This window comes from Vibrio sagamiensis NBRC 104589, from assembly GCF_007990935.1.
GTDB classification, from domain to species: Bacteria; Pseudomonadota; Gammaproteobacteria; order Enterobacterales; family Vibrionaceae; genus Vibrio; species Vibrio sagamiensis.
Genome location: NZ_BJXJ01000010.1, coordinates 1 through 20591 on the forward strand (window position 1 = coordinate 1; position 20591 = coordinate 20591).

14 protein-coding genes are annotated in these 20591 nt (G+C 39.3%); 4 read left to right on the top strand and 10 right to left on the bottom strand.

Annotated features, from left to right (window positions below; translation table 11 throughout):
• The 5 genes from VSA01S_RS06320 to VSA01S_RS06340 form a co-directional block, all read right to left on the bottom strand.
• Positions 1-553 (bottom strand): hypothetical protein (locus VSA01S_RS06320; RefSeq protein WP_147052679.1); only part of this gene is annotated, 553 nt, incomplete at its 3' end.
• On the bottom strand, positions 553-4923 hold the full coding sequence (locus VSA01S_RS06325) for a PAAR-like domain-containing protein (RefSeq protein ID WP_039983364.1): 4371 nt from the start codon (positions 4921-4923) through the stop codon (positions 553-555). The genes VSA01S_RS06320 and VSA01S_RS06325, both read right to left, overlap by 1 nt.
• A 19-nt stretch (positions 4924-4942) precedes the next feature.
• Positions 4943-5398, bottom strand: a complete 456-nt coding sequence (locus VSA01S_RS06330) for a hypothetical protein (protein WP_050567468.1) — start codon at positions 5396-5398, stop codon at positions 4943-4945.
• Between the two features lie 309 nt (positions 5399-5707).
• Entirely contained in the window at positions 5708-5986 is a 279-nt protein-coding gene (locus VSA01S_RS06335) for a TnsA endonuclease N-terminal domain-containing protein (RefSeq protein WP_227739668.1), read from the bottom strand.
• A 135-nt stretch (positions 5987-6121) separates the two neighbouring features.
• The gene (locus VSA01S_RS06340; protein ID WP_039983366.1) at positions 6122-6910 is read right to left on the bottom strand and encodes an AraC family transcriptional regulator; all 789 of its coding nucleotides are present in this window, start codon (positions 6908-6910) and stop codon (positions 6122-6124) included.
• Between the two features lie 96 nt (positions 6911-7006).
• On the opposite strand from VSA01S_RS06340, the gene VSA01S_RS06345 reads away from it, so the two are divergent.
• The 3 genes from VSA01S_RS06345 to VSA01S_RS06355 all read left to right on the top strand — a co-directional run bounded on the left by VSA01S_RS06345 (position 7007) and on the right by VSA01S_RS06355 (position 8945).
• The gene (locus VSA01S_RS06345; RefSeq protein ID WP_039983380.1) at positions 7007-7903 is read left to right on the top strand and encodes a DMT family transporter; all 897 of its coding nucleotides are present in this window, start codon (positions 7007-7009) and stop codon (positions 7901-7903) included.
• Positions 7904-8222: 319 nt separating this feature from the next.
• The gene (locus VSA01S_RS06350) at positions 8223-8429 is read left to right on the top strand and encodes a hypothetical protein (RefSeq protein WP_050567470.1); all 207 of its coding nucleotides are present in this window, start codon (positions 8223-8225) and stop codon (positions 8427-8429) included.
• A gap of 120 nt (positions 8430-8549) precedes the next feature.
• Entirely contained in the window at positions 8550-8945 is a 396-nt protein-coding gene (locus VSA01S_RS06355) for a SpoIIAA family protein (RefSeq protein WP_039983370.1), read from the top strand.
• A gap of 913 nt (positions 8946-9858) precedes the next feature.
• Here the strand turns inward: VSA01S_RS06355 and VSA01S_RS06360 are convergent.
• The 3 genes from VSA01S_RS06360 to VSA01S_RS06370 all read right to left on the bottom strand — a co-directional run bounded on the left by VSA01S_RS06360 (position 9859) and on the right by VSA01S_RS06370 (position 12371).
• Positions 9859-10770, bottom strand: coding sequence for a DMT family transporter (locus tag VSA01S_RS06360; protein ID WP_039983382.1), 912 nt, complete (start codon positions 10768-10770; stop codon positions 9859-9861).
• Positions 10771-11104: 334 nt separating this feature from the next.
• Complete coding sequence (locus VSA01S_RS06365) at positions 11105-11755, bottom strand: hypothetical protein (protein WP_039983372.1); 651 nt, start codon at positions 11753-11755, stop codon at positions 11105-11107.
• Between the two features lie 220 nt (positions 11756-11975).
• Complete coding sequence (locus VSA01S_RS06370; RefSeq protein ID WP_050567469.1) at positions 11976-12371, bottom strand: hypothetical protein; 396 nt, start codon at positions 12369-12371, stop codon at positions 11976-11978.
• A 378-nt stretch (positions 12372-12749) separates the two neighbouring features.
• Here VSA01S_RS06370 and VSA01S_RS06375 point away from each other — a divergent pair, with 378 nt between their 5' ends.
• Positions 12750-15641 carry an alkaline phosphatase family protein gene (locus VSA01S_RS06375; RefSeq protein WP_039983374.1) on the top strand — a complete coding sequence of 964 codons (2892 nt, stop codon included), beginning with the start codon at positions 12750-12752 and terminating at the stop codon, positions 15639-15641.
• A 500-nt stretch (positions 15642-16141) separates the two neighbouring features.
• Here the strand turns inward: VSA01S_RS06375 and VSA01S_RS06385 are convergent, their stop codons facing one another.
• Positions 16142-17173 carry a phosphatidylinositol-specific phospholipase C gene (locus VSA01S_RS06385; protein WP_039982898.1) on the bottom strand — a complete coding sequence of 344 codons (1032 nt, stop codon included), beginning with the start codon at positions 17171-17173 and terminating at the stop codon, positions 16142-16144.
• A 261-nt stretch (positions 17174-17434) separates the two neighbouring features.
• Positions 17435-20578, bottom strand: coding sequence for an efflux RND transporter permease subunit (locus VSA01S_RS06390; RefSeq protein WP_039982896.1), 3144 nt, complete (start codon positions 20576-20578; stop codon positions 17435-17437).
• Positions 20579-20591 lie beyond the last annotated feature (13 nt).

Below are 20591 nucleotides of genomic sequence, written 5' to 3' on the forward strand. Positions count from 1 at the left end.
GGCGTTGACGATCAAAATAGAGATCTGCCATTCGTGGAATACGAAGGAAAAGAATGGTAGCGGTTAAAGAAATTATAAACATAAATCCCAATATAATAAAATCTTCATAAAGCCATTCTTTCATACTTCCAGAGCCATAATTCATTATTGCGGTTGTATAATTTATTGGTGAACTCTTTCCATCTTCGCCAAGCAGAGCTTCGAAATACAGGAGATGCTCTTCAACTAACTCACCTCTTTCCCTACTCTCCTGGTTTATTCTGGCCATGTCACGAGCAAATTCGATATTTTCTTCGCTTGGCCACATAGAACTTCCGATAGAAAAAAATACACACCAAAATGCCAACACAAAAGGGGCAATATAAACAAATCTTGCAATATGCATAGGAGAAGATATTGCTAATGTTTTGTCGTCCACTAAGCTAATTGAGCTTTTTGGATCATCATAGGCTCCCATAGTGAATGTTTTATTAAGCCAGTCTCTTAGCTCGATAAATTTTATGGCTTTACCATAAATACCCGATTTATTTCTTTTACTATTTTTTTCTGTCATCAGATTAAGTTCTTATCTATCATGCCTATAATTGGTTTTTTCGCTAGACCATTTGACTCTAACATCCGCTTTGGTGTGATTACACCCGGTTGGAGCTGATAATACCAGTAAAGTTTCGAGTACACATTTAAAGTTACTTCTACGTTTAGCTCTAACACTCCCTTGTTAAGAACCAGCCCTCCATTTTCATGTCGCGGGGCAGCATTCAATGCTCGCTGTAGTGCTTTTTTAAATTCCTCGGTTCCTTCATCATCAAATTTTATTTTATTCATATCTTCAATATGAAGTTCCTGTACGTCTGTATATTCTCTTTGTATTGAACCACATATTTCAGAAACGTCCGTAATATAACCAGGCAATTTAAATTGATAGCTTACCGTTTTTTTTCCACTCAAAAAATTACTAGAACTCTCAACTTCCACACTTGGCATACATAATAGATTATTAAACTCTTGCATTTCAATTTCAAATGCTTTTTGTAATGGGAAACTTTTTACCATACTACTTGACAATTCGAAACGCTTGATTAAATCTAATTTTCCTTCATTTGATATATGCTTCCAAAACCCATAAACGTTGCTTTTCCCCCAGAAACAGTTGAACAGTAAATTTTCTATTTTATTTTTAGTAAATAACCATAACAACGTTCCACCTATCACAAGCAAGACAAAGCCAAAAATATTCAGTGCTCCGATAATGGCTGAAGATGTAGATATTATCCCACCAACCCCAGCGGCAGCAAAAGATAAAGAAGATAATACCAATGTTCCATGCCCTATAGCCCCTCCTACATTCCCACTTTCCCAATCAAGGTATGCTTGCCTGGATTCCGTGAAAGCAACCGCTAAGTTTGCGGTTGCAATAAGACCGTTGGCTACTTTTGAAGAGAGAAACGTTGCAATTTTAAGTTGAGCGGATTTTGAAGCTGCAGGTAATATTTTTTGTATTCCTGTCGCTCCCAACCTCGCACTGTTTAAGGAACGTTCGTAAACCTTCAGCGCCATACCACTTACTGCAGCGCTGTCTATCGTTATTGCAGTAAGTGCTGAAACTATCTGTAAATAATCATAATATCCGCCATGAGGATCAGCAAGTGGGTCTGATGATTTAAACCGCTCATCAGATAAAAAGCCAAGTAATGTTGTCGCATTGATATACCACGACCAACCTGCTCCGACCGCTGAAACTAAGAATGATGCCGCGTTCCCCCCAGCACTTGATGTGCTCTTACCATCGGCGCCATGATGTTCTACTTCAGGAACCTCTAAACTTGGACCATTTCCATTTGCCTTATCTATTTTATTTTTATGAGCCAAGAGCTTCTTAGCCCAATCAAGATTAGGATCTTCCCAATTATATCGAGGGGATTTACCTCCAGGATTGATGAACTCCCCAAGTATTAATGATAGTTCTGACATTTGCACACTGACGGTTTTTCCTGTGAGGCTAAAACCAAAAATACGTTTGGAGAATATCGGTAATAATGACTTAACAATTTTTTCTATCGATGAGCCAGTCAGTTTAGTATGAAATGTCTCGGATACTCCTGGGCCATAAATATTTACTGCCGCTGCATGATTATAGAGATTTTTAAATATTTCCAGTAATCTTTTTGTTGCCTCTCCCCAGTCTGTTGCAACACCATTCTGACATTGAGTAAGTATTCTCTGAACATAATCTAATGGTAATCCATAACTGTTTTCTGAATCTTTGATTAGATCATCGTCAGTTTCATAAGCTTGATTCATCATATCTGCTAATAAATCTTGCCCTTCTACTGAAGATCCCACTCCTTCAAAAATTGCAGTAACCACACTGGCGACTTCTTCTACCTCTTTTACCGGATCCTTTGGTTTATCTGACTTAATATCGAAAAATGTCTTAAAATAAGTATCTAACGAACCAATAGAATTGACAAAACCCTGGTCATCCCCTTGCCGGTAAGCAAAAGCACGATACACGTTAAGTATGGCAATACGCCGTTCTTTGAAATAAGCTTTAATATTATCGGTTTCTTTGTTAAATTTCTTCAGCTCCTCTATATGCAGGTTTTCTAGAGCGGCTTCTTTTATCTCCTCCGGCGCTTTTTCACTTAGAAATGCCTGATTAAGAATTTGTGCAATTCCTCTCGGGTATCGTTTTTGTACTTTATCTTGCTCTTCCCAGACCGTTAACTGAGTAAGTGCAAATGCGAGGTCCGCTTGTCGTCCAATAGGGTCAAATAGTGCAACTAAGATGCCGCCTTTATTTTCACTATTACCTTTGTACATGTTCTCAATGATCCCTTCGGGGGAAAGGTGATAACTGAGATCAGCAGTAAGATAATCAAACCCATATTCTTCAGCCTGACTATCTTCTAATCCAAGCCACTTTTTATCGTTCATTCGATAGTCTTCGACCAGCTTGGTTAGATTTTCTGGTGTCGCTTCTATGCTGTAATCGGTTTCAGACTCGGTGACATCAATCTGCTGCATAGTCTTTTCCCGCAGCTCTTTATTCTTATCATCATTGATGCTGTCAATCAGCTCGACAGTCCACTCATGTGCAGAATAAGCGATAGACACTTTCTTAGCCTTGGTGCTCACAAATGGACATGGGTAAAATGTTTTGCCTGAAGAGGTGTCTAGGGTCAGCCCTCCACTTGCATTTATTTTGTTGGTGAAAATGTATTTTTCGAACTTTTCAAGAACACCATTTGGTAGTGCTATTTGCGAATATTTAAAGATATGGAATGGCTTTACTTTCCCTTCTCGCTCTTCTTTAATGTATATCCAGCCTTCTCTTAATAATCTGAATAGGTAACCACCAGTCTCCTGAATATTTTGCTTCTCCTTCATTTCAGGTAAAGTTAGCGGGTTTTGGGCTTCTATTATCTCATCAAAGACATTCGCATACCCATAACGAACAGGATAAATAGGAATGGCATTTTTAATCACACCGGGAATTTCTTCAAGGTAAGGCTCCACCGTTTTTATGGTGTTTGGCGCGTTAACCGTTGAAGTCACGGTTTTACTTTCCGTAGAAACCGGGCTCTCTTCTTGAGTTACTTTGACATTCTCAATATTTTCAAGAATTTTTTTAGCCTTGGCTTCCAACTTTGCAAAAGCGTTGGAAATCTGTTCTGTTTTCGCTTTTGAATAGGCGTCGAGTTTATTGAGGTGCTCGGACAAGACTTCTTCTAAAGATTCATATTCCTTACTTGCTTCATCATGAAGATAGGTTAAGCGGCCTCGAACTTTTTTGTCTAAGGATTCAAGTTCCTTTTGCATCGTTTTTTTGGCTGCTTCCCAGTTATATTTTTCAAGAAAGCTTTGCGGATTACCCTCTCCGAGTCCACGAATGTAACCCAACATACTATCCGATGTTTCACGAGGGTCTAAGCACAAAATAGTAGAAAGTATGTCGCCCTCTTCAAGAGCATGAGGCATGGTTTTAGCTAATAGAGACTCAGTAGTATGAGGGAGCGGTTGGCGAAGGTGACACAACGAAGAAGCACATACTTTGTCAAAATCATATTTACTGGAGGCATCAAAATGCGAGAAATGCATTTTTATCTCTGTTTCCATGACATCATGGAAAAACTTATCCTCATTCAAATTTGGCCCCATGCAACCCCATGCTGTACCAAAAGATTCGACACGAGTCGGTTGCCAGAATCCACGCTGGCCTTTTGTTGCTAATTCAAAAAAATCTTCATCTGACACTGATTCTTGATAATGAGGATTATCTCGGCGAAGGGGTTTGAGTACCAAGTCATCTTGACTTTCTTGTGCGACCAACTTTACTTTGTCCGGCTTAAGCCCTGTCACAATAGCTTTGCCTTGACCATCAAGAGTACCAGAGCCAACAACAGCACCCGCTTCGTTAATCAGCTCAAAAGGAGCATTCGTTAAACGTTTGCCGTTGGGATAACGAATACAGACCTCTAAATCGTGTGTTTCTTCTACATCTTCTTCCACACTCACTGACGGGTTTTCCACACCAAAACACATGGTATTGGCCTTATTCATTGTCATTTGGTCTGTTTGGCGTGCCACGCCTTTGCCTTCAAACAAAACAGTAGAGGAAGCTGAAATAAATTTTGCTTCTGCTTCAATGGTACCTGAAGAAACCCCTTTTTTATCGCCTCCCGCATCCCCCGTACTTTTTGAAAAGGTACTGTCTTTTAACGCAATACTGTTACCACCATCTGCGGTAACCGTCGTTGTCCCGCCCGCTAAATCCGATGATTTGGCGTTATTACCATAGGGAATAGGCACAACAGGCTTACCAACTTTGGTTAAGCACACATCAGGGACCGACGCGTTCGCCTCTCCCCCAGAATCTTTATGTACAATACTTAATCCATTTGCTGCAATCGTTACGGCCATGCCTATCCTCTCTTTTTAATTAATTTAAATTGATTTTCTTGGCTTGAATCTTTTGAGTTCTTTCAGCTGTGCTGTTTATGTGTTTTGCTTCTGTTTTTATGGTGCCACTTCTGGCCGTCATCGTGATTTGGGCATCTCCTGAACGTAATGTCAGTTCCTCATCACCTTCAATACGCATCCGCTCTGCACGAAAGACGATTTGTTCTTGATTTAAAAGGGAAGTGTAAATATCTAGGATGGTAGGGAGGCTGATATCACCGCCAAAGAAATCAACGCGACAGTCAAGTTTATTATCGATGGCTAGCTCTATGTCCGATTTAGAGAACGCTCGTCCTAAAGTGCCCCATATTGGTTCACCAAAAGGGTTAGATTCAAAGTCAATTTTAACTCGGGTTAAGTCTGGGTGAATTTCACTGATCCATCCTATTCGAGAATTAACTTCTATTGTAAGATCGCTGTTATTTGACATCGCCATGCCGTTCCTGTTTAACTGATGCTTAACAAGACATGGTAACATCATAATTTTAAACGACTTAATTAAGAAAAGAAGACACTCTGCCTAAATAAACCAGTGTATAAGAATTAACAGTTATTCCAGTTGTTAGGTAGTGGTAGTGATAGTGACGAAATAGGCAGTTATTTCGGTTCAGGTACAATTTTGTAAAATAGACTAAAAATATGAGATGAGTCACAAATTACTCATAATAGGTAATCTGCTTTTTAGGGTTTTATTATTCGCTTAAAGATTGGCTTCTCAAGTTAGTTTTACTAAGTCAAAATAGAATTATTTAAATGTGAATGAGTTAAAGCCAAGCAGTTCTGCTGCTCGCTTTCTAGACTGAAACTTTAGTTTAAATTCTTTACTCAATGCTTTTGAATAGGGTTTGATCTCCATGAAACTGTGGCAACCATCATCATATACAACAAAGAAATCAGGGGTGTAAGGCAGCTGCTTTCCATCAAAGTCATAGAAAAAGCCTCTAGGCTGCGATTCAAAACTCACCACATTAGGGTCGAACTCAAAGTGATAACAACAGTCTCTTTCAAGGCTTCCTTCACACATAATCGAGCCTTGGTTCTTTGCACTAGCAAACTTAAAGATATTTTTGTTCGGCGAGGGTTTTAAAAGGACACTTTATGGTTTTTTTGGACACTTTATGGTTTCAGCGACAAGAAAAATTAACCTTCCTGCACAGTACTAAAGCAAGCGATTCTTGTATTGTTCAGGTGTCATTCCTGAGTATTTTTTAAACATAGCAATATATGGGCTTGCTTGGTTATAGCCTAACGTTAACGCTACCTCTTTGACTGGTCGACCTTTACGTAATAGTTCCATGGAATATAAATAGCGTACTCGCAAACGCCACTCTGTAAAGCTCATTCCGAGTTCGCTTTGGCAATGTCGTGCAAGGGTTCGCTCAGTGGTGTGCACCTTTTCTGCCCACACCGCCAGACTGATATCATCAGTAGGCGATTCCTCGACGGCTTTTAGAATCGGTTTAAGGTACTTATTGTCTGTTGTCGGCAAAAAGTGATGTTCAACATCTTGAGTGGCCAGTTGATCGAGCAAAACTTGTACCAAGCGTTTATCTTCTGGGTTGGCAGCAATGTTTATGCCGCGTTGACGAAAGTCTTCTACGATAGCAGACACAATCGGGGTAACTTTGATCAAACTGGTCTGGTTGGGGAAAGACTCTGTCAACTTAGGGGCAATATTAAGTGAACAATATTCAAGAGGCTTACGATTATAACTGGTATGCCGAACCCCAGCTGGCACCCAAATAGCCAAATGAGGTGGCGCCAAAAATCGTGTATCTTCAGCTTCCATCTCCAAAATTCCACCACTGATTAATTGCAATTGCCCCCATTTATGGCTGTGGATACGCGTTTCTGTATTCGATAGGAAGGCCTCAAAATTCATAAATACATCCGATGGAGCCTGCTCGATCGATAAAGAGGGATGAAGATTCCGCCGATTCTTTTTCAAACTTGTCTTCCTATCACTTACTATGTCTTATTATAGATACTTATAATTATAAAGACCTGACAGACTATCGTCACTATGATTCTTTGTGAGATTGCTGTGGTCTATTTACTTCCGTTGTTTACCGTTATTATCTGGGGTGGAAATGCCATCATAAATAAAATGGCCGCAGAAGCAATTGAGCCAAGTGCGATGAGTTTTTATCGCTGGTTTGTTGCCATGCTTATACTAACCCCTTTCTGTCTACCTCGTGTCATCAAAGAATATAATGCTATTCGCCCCTATCTCGCAAAATTAGCTTTCCTTGCTTTGTTAGGAATGGTGCTTAATCAATCTTTGGGTTATTACGCCGGGCTGACGACAACTGCTTCTAATATGGTACTCATTATATCTCTTGTTCCATTACTTAGCGTATTTCTCAGTCTACCTTTGCTAGGCAAATCGATTTCCGCACTCAGTGTAACAGGAGGCATTATCTCTTTATTAGGCTTGGCGTTTATGCTTGGTCAGGGGAATATCACTTATTTTGTGCATCAAAATATGGTTCAAGGTGATACTTTGATGTTATTTGCTGCACTAAGTTATGCGTTGTATTGTGTGTTACTTAAACGCTGGAAAATGCCATTTGGCAGTATGATCCTCGTCTACATGCAAGGTGGATTTACGCTGGTGATGCTTTTGCCACTTTGGCTAACCAGTGATGAGCTACTTCCAAGCCAGAATGCTCTCCCACTTATTGCTTATGCTGGTATCGCAGCCTCTATTTTTGCTCCTTTAATGTGGATCAAATCAATCAATTTGATCGGAGCTGATTCTAGTGCCATGTTCATGAATCTCATGCCTGTGATTTCAATAACACTCGCAGCAACGATTCTAGGTGAAAAAGTACACACCTATCATCTCATCGGTGGACTATTGGTCATCGCGGGAGTTTTACTCGCACAAGTCAAAACCGATAAAAAATCCCCCATGGTCAAAGTCGCTTCAGCCCCTTAGTGACTTTTAATGAATGATTGAGGGAATCATCATACCTAAGCCACCAGCTATAGATAAATGAACTCCCTCTCCATGATAAAAAGAGAACGATGCCAAGTTGTCATCAATCTTTCACGATAGTTTGCTTAAATCGAACTATGATTTTCTGGTGTTGCCCACTTATTCTTGATCGAGTGTCAATTTTTAAGCAAATTCTGAAGAAGACATCGTTCTGAATCAAGCATCTTGAAATCACTTGGATGCAGTTTTGGAATAACCGGGTGTTGAAAATAGCAAAGGTCCCGCAGTGAAAGAAACCACTCTTAATGAAAATACGCTCATGGATTTACAATCCGTGGAATACCAATGGGTACGCGCCATGTACGCAGAAGGCTATGACAACCATGAAATGAATCATTACATCCAAGCTTGCTTTGGTGGTGATTCCACTTTTGCTGAACTTTTTCGACGTGTCGCGCTTCAGCAGGAAAGTCTATATACTCTTTTACAATACCTTGGCTGCGCCCCTTCAAGCAGAGAGTTCTAGTTATTTTTTTGACGTAAGACACTAAATCTTAATTTATTAATTTTAAATTTGCTTACATGTTCTCATGTTCCTCTGATTTTATCTTCTAAGCTCTACATCTAGAATCACAACCCTAGGGAGATTAATATGAAAAGTCACGGCATAACATTTGGAATTGAGCGAATAGATTCACAAATAGTTTTAGTTTTTAAAGCGAAAGGCAAATTAACCCATCAGGATTACGAAATAATTAGCCCAATTCTCGAAGCCAGTTTAAAAGGGATTCACTCTAATAACATCAGAATGCTGGCTGACATCACTGAGCTTGAAGGATGGGAACCAAGAGCCGCATGGGACGATTTTAGATTAGGCATGAAAACAGATTTCAAAGTACATCGTCTAGCCATTTATGGTCATAAGCACTGGCAAGAGTTAGCCGCAACAGTGAGTGGTTGGTTTATATCAGGGGACGCTCAATCTTTTCATGATTATCATGCTGCTATGGAATGGCTAGCAATTCGCTCTAACCTCGATTAGACATTTTTATAACCATTCAATATTGATACATTCGATTGTTCACTTATCGCTTGGTTGGAAGTTTGTTGTCAATCAGGCTTATGGCAGAAAATTTGTATTAACTCGATAGATACAACCCACTGAGTTATGACATAGGAACTTACTAATTCGCCATTGAATTGGTTTCACTTGCAACTTTTCTTTGCAGTCTAGAGATCGATGCCGAAAGATTCATGATTTGAAACACTTTTGGTCATTTTAAGCATTTCATATCCTCAAAAAACACATGGTATAATAAACCACTACTTGATGTATCTGTGATTTTGAGTGTAAATACACACCTTACTCATTTTCTCTTACGTAAAATCAGGCTCACAGGCCAACAAATAGAAAAAAACCTGAGAGAAACCTCAGGTTATGGTTACAAAAACTGTTAGTCATAAAGAACGTAAGGAACAAAACTAACAGCCAGCTACTCGTAACACCAAAAAGCTTCAATATTACTGATCGGCGGCCAAACCAAAAGTGTAATATCTAAGCTCTAGTCGAGGGGCGATTCACGTGTCCCCTTCTTCTATTTTATTCTCTAGCCACGCACGCAGCCCACTAACCTGAAGGTCATTACTCACATTTCAAGTAACTGCTACTAACCTATTCTGCCAGTTATTAAAATAAAAATGCTCAAATAAAAATATTGTATAAAAAGAACATTTAATACTAAGCAAAGTAAATGTTACTAAACTGTATTAATATGAACCATATTCTACACTATAAAAAAGCATTATTTCTACTATTTGTAGCTTAATTTTATCAGTAATACAACACATAGCCCTGTTGATATAAAAGCCAAATAAGCAATGACGTTGAGATAGAAAACAAAAGAGGCAGTATAAGGAGAACAACATGATGCTCTCCTTAACCAATGGAGCTTGAATTAGTCCGCAATAACGGCTTTAGGACGACGCTGAAACACTGTTTTTGGCGTTTTAGTCAGCAAAATACCAAACATTAAAGGTAACATCAGTAAGATCGATTGAGTGGATAGTACCTCATCATTAACGTAAGCACATAACAGCAATGCGACTAACGGAAAGATTAAAAAGCAAATAGATGCTTGAAAGGGTGTCGATACTTGGCCTAATTTAAAATATGCCACAATGCCACCGACACTCGCGACCAACCCCAGATAAACAACAGCATAAACTGATTCCGAAGTAAAAGATGCGATGTCAATTGGCTCCAAAAACCCTGATAAAGCAAATAACAGCAGTGAAGCAATAAAACAAGGTATAGCATTATAGGTTAATACCGGGACATCTTTACAGAATTTTTGCACAAAGACATACATCACCGAATGCATTAATACCGCCAATCCTAATGACAATGTACCCAATAAATAATTTTCCCCACCTAGTTTCATCTCATTCCCTAAAATTAGGCATAAACTCACCACAGCGATCACCAACCCAAATGTTTGATGCTTTGCTAAACGTAAGCCAAGAAATATTCCAGACATAACCATCACAGCAACAGGCATATTTGCAAAAATAATTGACGCCAAACCAGAGGAAATATATTGCTCACCGTAAATCATTAATGTGAATGGAAAAGCAAAATACATTACGGCGACGATCAGGATCCAACGGCGCTTACCTTTGGGGAAAAGTAACGGTTGTTTAAATAGTTTTGCCATTACAACTAGTAGAGGGGCAGCAAGCAAAAAGCGCATCCCTGTAGCGAAAACAGGTGGTATTGAGTGTAGAGCTATCTCCATCGCGAACCAAGTGGTTCCCCAAATAAGGCACACAGATAAAAACAGCAGTATCGTAAAAGATTTAGAATTCATGGCAGCAACTATTGATTGGGTTAACATGATCCTGGTTTTTATTACCAGATTAATGTGCCACATTTTAGAAGCTTACCTTTAGAAAAACTTTATCATTTAGTTTTAATTAACACTTATTTTGGGAAAAAATTCTATAACACTGGATATTTGTGGTTATTATTTTCAAAAAAATGAATCAATGAGGAATTTAGACATTTATTAATAACAGAAAGTAGCAAATAACTTGTTTATATAGTGTGATATATGGAGTGGACATTGGGTGATCAGACGCTCTATGTAAGAATATATACTCGAGTCGCACCTGCGACTCGAGCTTAATGACCAAAGGAAATGATTATTGAGAAACAAACTCAATACGTTTTTCACTGTACGACTGACGATCTTGAGTAAAGTTAATTTCAAGAGCCAATTGGCCATTAGGAGTACCATCAACCTGAGATACATTACAAAGAGCTATGTGAGATAGGTAGATATTCTCAGTAGGTCTAGCGAAGTAGTAAACCTGCTGGATTTTACACTCTCCAACATTCATTCCTGAAGCTTGGAGTTCATTACGTTTACTAATGTAGTGTGGTCCAACTTCTAAAAGTTGCTCTGGCTCAAGCGTATATATTTTACTTTGGTAATAATGCGTATATTCATTTGCAGCACCAAAGAGTTCAGTTTGAGGATCATATGAAATATCCAGTGCCCATTGAGCAATTTCTGATTCATCAGAAGGTAATTCACCTGGTTTAGAATAGAAACATTGTGCCTGGCTATGTATCCCATCCGGATCTTGCTGAATATATACTCTTGGAAGTATATTACAGTAATGCAGATTGAAACCATCCTGCTCCATTCCTTTCTGAACTTCAAATGTTACTTCATATTCATCTTTTACTGATTGCGGTGATGAACCAGTAATATCCACAACGGTTATATTCGCTTCAGCTTGTAAACACACCAGTGCAGAAAAAGCCGCAAAAAACTTTAATCCTTTCATTTTCAACCTCTTATTAACAATTCGAATTAAAGTTAACTTAATTAAAATAACAGATCCATCAAAACAATTCATTAAAGTGATGCTTGTTCATAATTTTATAAAATAAAACAATGCATTTTAATGCACTGCATCAAAGTGACGCTTGCTATTACGCGGCTTTTCAAATTAACCTAGCACACATGCTATTGTTACATAAGTGATTTTTAAGCTCACCAAAGTTCTAATTGACTACTCTTGTCACTTCATAGCCACCATTTCGGTGAATGACTGCAAAATGACTAAATGAAGTACCTGAAGAAATATATGGCTTAGCTTCAACATTTCCATCATCCGTTGCAACTGTCGCTGTTACTTTAGTAACAAGACAGATTCCTCGACTATCATCCACCCATTTATGGCTTGCATTGACCACAAATGAACTCTGTAAACAGACAGCAAAATCCACTTCGCCAGACACGTGATAAGCCGTAGAGTTATCAATAGTAACGTATGGATAACTCCATGAATTAGTATTGGCATCGTACACTAAGTTTCCTTCTTCAGACGCTAATCCAAAATGAGAATATACGATGTTTAATAGCCCGAAAGATAATATCTTTTTCCAACTGCTTTTCATTTTTAACCTCACTTGATCTCGACATTTCAAAATGCCATTAATAGATTGAGTTTATTGACGTTAACTGGCTGAGTAATCTCACAAGCTAATAATCATCCAGATGAATATGATGATGTTAATTTTCAGTACAATAATCATCCGTCAATAGAGCACTATCATATTCGTTCTATATCAAGCTTACCGTTAAGCAGGTTACGGGGTTTTATCGATTTATTGATGATTTAATTCTTGGCCAATTAATTCAAAACTCTGTGGGTTAAATACTTCTCCATTTGTTCTTTCTCCAGATATCGGAGGCTTATCACACGTTATCTATTCACACTTCATCAGCATGGTGCCAAACTGGTCTTAATCTTTGTAATAAGAATAGGTAAATTAATGAGTTGGTCAAAACGTTATGTTCTTCCTGCTGTTCTATCAAGTGTATTGACGATAGCAACGGCCCAAGCATCTATCGGAGAGACTCCGGTCATCGGTACAGTCTTTAATTCCACTGAGATCTTAAAAAACCAAGTCGCCTCTAGTCTCACTTACTCAACAACTTTTGCTCGGGATCTATCATTGTTTACGATTGGAGGGATGACTTTAGAAGCTTACCTAGCGACATTACCTCTTGAAAAAGAGACTAAGCTCAGAGTGATGTCTCAAATTGCTGATCCAACCTACTCGATCCCCCTTGGGTATTTTCTCTATCAGTTTTATGACCGTTACTCAGGGCTCGATGATAAAGATCAGTTTAAAGCTTACCTTCTGGAAACATACGATAAAAAGGCGCTGACTCAATTTGAACATGCGTTATTTAGCCTAAATGAAGATCATCAACTTGAAGAAAAAAAACACGCTAAAGACCAAGCTCATCAAGAAGGTCTGGTGATTGATAATGAATTTATCGCAGCGATGGTGACAGTCTATGATGCATTATTTCAAATAGGCCAATGGCAAGATACACAACAACTGCCCGATCACTACACTTATTTGAGCCAATCCCAAGAGGATCTTGAGCTCGTTGCAAAAATTCAGCCCATTGTGATTAACATAATGCAACAAGCTGCATCAGGAATGGCTGACGGTGATATGAAGCATGCCGTAGAGGCTATCATCGAAGATAATCAACCGAAGAACCTTTCTAAGCCGAACAATAAAGCGCAAGCTCTGACGATAACACTGATTGATTTTGTGCGCTTAAATGTCTTAAAAGGATATCGTCAATTTGTGTATCAAGATGAAAAACAGCAAAAGCTGGATCAGTGGTTGCAAACAACATTCGATGAACAACCAGAAAAAGTGCTCGCTTTTTTACAGTCACAGCAAAATCGTCGATTTGGAGTGCAAATTGTTGTGGATGGCCTGCAGCAAGGATTACTCGAAGGTCTCGTTGACCCAAATACACCTTTTTTGGATCAGGTGAATCAACGGCATGATCATTTTACTCACCTCTACCCACCCAAATCAAGTGCCACTCCAGAGCAGCAACAATCTGTTGATTTTCTGAAAGCGTTAGCCTCTCAAAATTATGATGACCCGCTTTATCTGCCCTTTTTTAAGCAGTTGTACCAAGACTACAAACCATCTATTACTCGAGTGGGTATCTCTTCAACTCCGACAATAAGCGTAAGAAATCTGCCTATAGTAAAAACAGGGGCAAAGGTTTCTGGTCACAAAGGGACTGGCATTCCTAACTTTCATTTCATCGACCGTAACGCTGACAGAGCCTATTACTTTTTCGGCAATGACGCTTTACAGCTCGACAAACTTCTTCAAGAAAATCAAGTTGAGACTATGTTTGATAGGCTTGTTCACTTAAAAACACTCAACTGTAATGCCCAATATGATTGGAATGCACACACTAGCTACGACGGATTAGTGAACTTGGGAGTGGGAGAAAGCTTAAGAGACTTTGGTGAGAAACGCTGCCTAAGAGAACTGACGCAACGCGCTGAAACCGAACAAAAGCTGAGCAAAATGCGTCAACAGCTGATTCAAGATATTCAAGGCTACCAAGCTCTATCCGGATGGCAGTTTTTAACTAAACTAAGCCGCAAATGGGTGATCCAACAAGATCTAGAAAAACTGGCTCAGTTAGATGGTCAAGGAATGCCTGACTACACATTGATTTATAACCCATGGCCCGATCACTTTGCCCACTTTTATGGGCCGTTCAGTGACGAAGTGATCATGCCAAGCGGTGAACTCAACAGGCTCGATTATTGGCTCCGACAAATCGAAGGGGCTTACAAAAAAGCTGGCGTTTATCAGCAAACATTGTGGGGAATGGCAGGAGATCATGGTTTAACGCCTGTTTATCACACACTTAATCCTGAAAAAGTGATATTCAAACCACTGGCTGAAAAGCTGGGTTATGCACTTAATATCAAGAAGATTTCTTCCGATGAAGGCGAAGGCCCAAAAATAACCAACGCTCTAAATTACCCCAGCAATAATGATATGGATGTCATCGTCGCCTCCACTGCTGGAGGGAACTTTATGATGGATCTGTTTAATTCTCGCCATGGGTGGGAAGTGCAACCTATCTACAGTGAGCTGATTAACTGGCAGCCAATTAACCACACAGGTAAAGCATCGGTCGATATTATTTCCGAAACCATCAACGATCTTGATGGTACTCTCGATTACTTGGTTGTGCGAGAAACAGCTTGCGACCTTAATCAATGTTCTGTTCGTTTGAGTGCTAAACGAAATGGAAAACGTCATGACGAGATCATTAGCCATAAGCAAGGGCGTTACTTCTACGGGAATGCGAACAAAGACTCTGGTGAAACTCATTTACTAGAAGTTCAGCAACTCAATCCATACTTACCTCAACCTAACCCACGTGAACTCGACCGTTTTGCAGCCTTGCTGCAAAAATGTCTTCATCAAGCTAAACGAGAAGATACTTCAACATGGTGTAATGGTCATGAGTGGAGAGAGCTCACTCACTTTACACCACGACCTGATTCTGTCATTCAGCTCGCCAAACTCTATGAGGAGGACCGCGCAGGTACCATTAACTTATTCCCAGTCGAAGGCATTGGGTTTAATACCATGGTTCCTGGTCGTCATGCTGGAGAAAGCTACCTTGAAAAAGATGCTTTCTTAGGGTTCTGGGGCGCTCCAATTGGTGACAATGTGACTCCACTAACTTCTGTTGCCAATGGTTCGCTGGCGCCGACAATCTTTGAATACCTTACGGGCGAAAGCGTCAAAGAGGGCCAAAATGGCTGGGGTTTCCCATCCGTCCTAGATCAACTTGACGTTTCTGTTCAGTAACGATAAAACGCAGCGTACCCAAGTGACCCGCTTCTAGAGGGTGAAGTCACTTGGGTATAAGGTATAAATCTCAACTCATGACTTATTAATTGTGGTTAGGACAACTTGGCTGCAAAATTGCGATTGACGATTTTGGCATAGAGTACTCTATACCCAAGTAACCTCAAGATGCTGCGTTCAGCGAGATGACCTTAACTCTCAGGCGCGGCAACGATTCGAAGATATAGTGGCTCTACATTGAGAATCGTTAACAAAGTCTGAGAGTTAAGGTCGCTCGCCCTTTGGGAGCGAGTCACTGAGCCGACTTCTTGCGTCAGACAACTTGGAAAGAGCTGGCTATTCCGCTTCGTTGTCTTCCTTGAATTCGACTCAGTGACCTCGCTCTGAATCAAGCATCTTGAAGTCACTTGGGTATAGTTAGTTAATCTACAAAACACTATCGAACTAGCACGATTCTTGGCCAATCTCCACCGCCAATCATTCGAACTTTCCAAGTCAGATTAAGGTGCGTAGTTTAGGGCAATAATACTGGATATTAACTTAGGCCCGGGAAAATCAGCAGCAACGATACCTGCAAACGTGATGTTATTTCCCTCAATATAATTTGCAGCCAATGTGTTAGTTCCTTCAAAGCCAATAACGCAAAATATACCCATACACCACAATCTTGGAAAATCTGTAAATATTGTGTTGTCCGACGTGAGAACCCCGGTAAACAAACGATCGCCATCAGTATCTGGCGTACTATGCCCACTAGCAACAAAATATGGGAAACTACCAACAGAAGCACTTAAATAGTTGATAGAACCTTTGTTTTTACCCTGTGTTAATTGCTCCTGCGCCCAGTCAAAGTGAAATTTTATCTTTTCCCATTTTGAGTAAAGAGCCCAATTAGAATCAATCTTCCAAGCATCTTGTATTTTAAACGAGTTGTACAATAAACCCGTACGATGCTCAGGCAGACTAGCAAAGTTTTGCAGTATCACTAATTTTCCTCTTACTTCACCCAAGCTTGGAGACTCATTATCACCAGCCCAAAATAATGCGCGGTATCGATTTACGTATCTTAAAAAGGTTTCGTCAAATCGTTCATTATTATTTTCACCCCTATATTCATTACGAACTCTCATTAAAACCGTTTCAGTGGGATGCTCAATCAGAAAGTCGCGTACATGGTTTAAAACATTTCCAAACATTCTTTGCTGAAAAACACTGCCATGGTGAACAGCCAGTACGTTTTCAACTTGCCTTAATCGAATATCCAGAAAACGTATTCCAGAACGTAACTGTTCATCGATAGGAAGCGTCTGCGTAATAACGATATCTCCTCCCAAAAATGAAGCTGAATTGTGTGTACCAGGAATACTCATTTCACGAATAAGCACTCTGTCATCAATGCTTTGCATCCAGTCGCTATACCAAATTGGGTTTTGCGTATCATGTAGATAGCTACCATCATCATGCGCTTGGCTGAAGGAAGAATATAAACACATAACCATTGAAATAATATAAGTAATTGTCAGAATGCGCATTGTTAATGCTCCAATTTATTTAGACATGATCAACTCTAGACATGACTTAAATAAAAAGTGAGTACTAAACAATATTAATGTGACCTTGAACAATCATAAATATAATAATACTGCTATTATCAATTGGGTTATATTTAAATCGTTAAAATAATAAAAAAGCAGCATTATAGCTGCTTTTTTATTATTAGTGCTTTTCTTACATACTTTGCCCATAACTTAATCAGGCAAACTTTTGGCCTCAAACGATTTTATTTTTTGACCCTATATTCTATTAACTTTCCTACCAATGAAGCGAACTTTTTTCATAAAGAGTTTTTTTAAAAAACCTTTAATCACTTTCAAAACAAACTTTATATCGTCAAGCATCAAGTATAAACAAGGCACTAATAGTAAAGTCAGAAAAGTAGCAAACAAAACCGCAAATCCCAACGCTACAGCCATTGGAACAACAAACTTAGCTTGTAAACTAGTTTCAAACATAATGGGCAGTACTCCAGCAAACGTGGTAATTGATGTCAAAGTTATCGCTCTAAAACGAGCGCAACCTGCTTCAACAACTGCTTGCTTGATATCCATACCTTTTTCACGTACTTGGTTAACATAATCAGTCAATACTAACGAATCATTGATAACCACACCAGCTGCTGCAATTAAGCCAAAGGTCGACATTAAGCTAATATCTAAGCCCAACCAGAAATGTCCCCATATCGCTCCTGTCAAACTAAACGGTATAACAGACATTACAATTAATGGTTGAGTGTAACTCTTCAAAGGTACAGCCAATAAAATATAAACAATAATCATACCTGCAAGGAAGAATAATATTTGTTCATTTTGCTGAGCAGCTTGTTCTTCTACGTCCCCTCCGAGCTGTGTTTTCACATTTGGAAAAAGCTTTTTAAGCCCAGGTAAGATCTCCTCATCAATAATAGTAACCACCTTTTGCGGCTCTATTTTTTCCTCATCAATAGACCCATAGACATAAACGGTTTGATAGCCATCTTCACGTCGTATCGAGCTAACTCCAGCTTGCTGATCTATCTCAACAACATCACCCAGCATGACTTTCTGGCCTATCGGTGTTGTGATAACTGTATAACGAAGCGATGAAAAAGCCTCACGGGTAAGTTTAGGGTAACGTACCATGACCTTAATTTCTTCCCCATTTCGCAGTAACCTTTGTGCCTCACCACCATAGAAGCTGCCCCCGACTTGCATCGCAATCATGTTGAGATCAAGCCCAAGGTCGTAAGCAATAGGTTTGAGTGAAAGTAGAACTTCTTGACTACCGGAATCAATGGATGAAGAGATATCATAAAGACCATCTTGCTGCTGAAGTTGGTTAATTAACTCACGGCCTGCTTGATTGAGTTGATTGATATCTGGACCAAAAAGAAGATAGCCGAATTCATCACCATCACCACCTGCTGTTTGGTCACGAATCTTTATACTTTTCACTCCAGGAATAGTTGGCATTGCTTCTCGCCAACGACGAGTCAACTCGAAAGCATCAAACAAGCGTTGCTCTTCATCAACTAATGGAGCTAAAACCATACCTTTAACTCGAGTTTGATTCAAAGACAACACATCACGAACCATACCTTGTCCGTATTTTTCAATTAGTTCACTCTCAACTTTTTGAACAACATTTTCAATGAGTTTCAGCGCCTTTATCATTTGGGTATTTGAGGCCGTATCGTTCATCTCTATTGTAATACTTGGGAAGTCCGTCGGTACTTTCGGGTTAGGTACAATTCTGACATAGCCCGCAACAATCAAAGCAATACTGATCAATAAGAGTCCACTAAAAGCAGTAAATATCGTCCAACGCCAATGTGTACATAGTTCAACACAACGTCGATATGGCCCCTGCACAAAACTAAGGAAGCGTTGGTTGAAACGGTCACGCCATCCACCCACTTTAATTGGTTTAAAGTTTGTATGCGCTAAATGTGCAGGCAAGATCAACTTTGACTCAATCAAGCTGAACACTAAACATAAAATGACTACCCCAGCGATGCTGTAAAAAAAGGAACCATCGATACCACTAGAAAATAAGAAAGGAGCAAATACTGCGATAGTCGTTAAGACACCAAAAGTCGCAGGAGTAGCCACCCGTTTCACTCCAGTGATAATGTTATTAATTCCGCCGCCATTTTTTTCAATCTCACTGTAAGCACTTTCACCCATAACGATGGCGTCATCAACAACGATCCCTAACACCATAATAAACGCGAACAGAGAAATAATATTGACGGAGATACCCAGTACAGGCATCATCATAATCGCCCCTAAGAAGCAAACAGGTAAACCAATCATTACCCACATTGCTAAACGAAAACGCAGGAATATTGACAGCATAATAGCGACTAAAATCGCCCCTTGAAACAAGTTATTCCACATCATGTCAAGGCGGCCATTTAGATAATAAGTATAATCGGCTATGACATTCAGTTTTATATCATCAGGAAGCTGCTTATTTTTGGCTTCAATATATCGATGAACAGATTCTGCAACTGGGATAATATTTTGTTCTTTGGTTGCTTTAACGGCAAGAGACAGCATATTTTTCCCTGAGTATTTGCTGTATTTTTCACCTTCCGTAAATCCGTCTTTGATAATAGCGATGTCCTGTAGTAAAACTTTAGCGCCATTAACCCCAAACTTAACAGGAATATTGCGGAACTCTTGCCCACGATAATGCTGATTTTCTATCCGAACGGATATGATTCCTGAATTTGTTTTTACCTCACCAGCTGAAAAATTTGCTGAATATCGACTGATGGCTTGGCTAACATCATTTAAAGTTAAATCATATTTTCGTAATATCAGAGGATCAACTTCAATCGCAATTTCTTCTTCAGGTGCATCGAGTTCAACCAGCATCACGTTATTAAGCTGAAGCAATTCTTCTTCAATTTTTTGTGCTATTGGCTTAAGCTCTTCAAGAGATCGATCACTCGCTAATCCCATTTGGATAACATCTTGCCGCCATTCAATTTGATAAACATTGATCGGTTCCATTCCAACAGGCATATTAGATAAAGTGTCAACTTTCTGCTTCACATCATCTAATACTCGTTTGATATCAGCATGGGTATCAACTTCTATTTCAACATGGGCGCTACCTCGCGAGGCATTAGAGACAATTTGTTTTATGCCAGTCACATCTTTGAGTGATTCTTCAACCTTTATCAGAATTCCTTCTTCAATTTCTTGTGGCGACGCACCTGGGTAATAAGCACTAACATTAATGTAGTTAATTTCGATATTTGGAAATATTTGACGCTGAATAAGTTGATAACTGACAACTCCCATAATGATAATAAATACCATCATTAAGTTAGCCGCAACAGGGTTATTAGCAAAATAGGCAATCATACCTCTTTGTTGATTATCTTCCATATTTTGCTCCTAA

Coding starts and splice junctions, on each gene's coding strand:
- VSA01S_RS06325 (WP_039983364.1), bottom strand. CDS start 4,923: ATGGCCGTAACGATTGCAGCAAATGGATTAAGTATTGTACATAAAGAT.
- VSA01S_RS06330 (WP_050567468.1), bottom strand. CDS start 5,398: ATGGCGATGTCAAATAACAGCGATCTTACAATAGAAGTTAATTCTCGA.
- VSA01S_RS06335 (WP_227739668.1), bottom strand. CDS start 5,986: ATGTGTGAAGGAAGCCTTGAAAGAGACTGTTGTTATCACTTTGAGTTC.
- VSA01S_RS06350 (WP_050567470.1), top strand. CDS start 8,223: ATGGATTTACAATCCGTGGAATACCAATGGGTACGCGCCATGTACGCA.
- VSA01S_RS06360 (WP_039983382.1), bottom strand. CDS start 10,770: ATGAATTCTAAATCTTTTACGATACTGCTGTTTTTATCTGTGTGCCTT.
- VSA01S_RS06365 (WP_039983372.1), bottom strand. CDS start 11,755: ATGAAAGGATTAAAGTTTTTTGCGGCTTTTTCTGCACTGGTGTGTTTA.
- VSA01S_RS06370 (WP_050567469.1), bottom strand. CDS start 12,371: ATGAAAAGCAGTTGGAAAAAGATATTATCTTTCGGGCTATTAAACATC.
- VSA01S_RS06375 (WP_039983374.1), top strand. CDS start 12,750: ATGAGTTGGTCAAAACGTTATGTTCTTCCTGCTGTTCTATCAAGTGTA.
- VSA01S_RS06385 (WP_039982898.1), bottom strand. CDS start 17,173: ATGCGCATTCTGACAATTACTTATATTATTTCAATGGTTATGTGTTTA.
- VSA01S_RS06390 (WP_039982896.1), bottom strand. CDS start 20,578: ATGGAAGATAATCAACAAAGAGGTATGATTGCCTATTTTGCTAATAAC.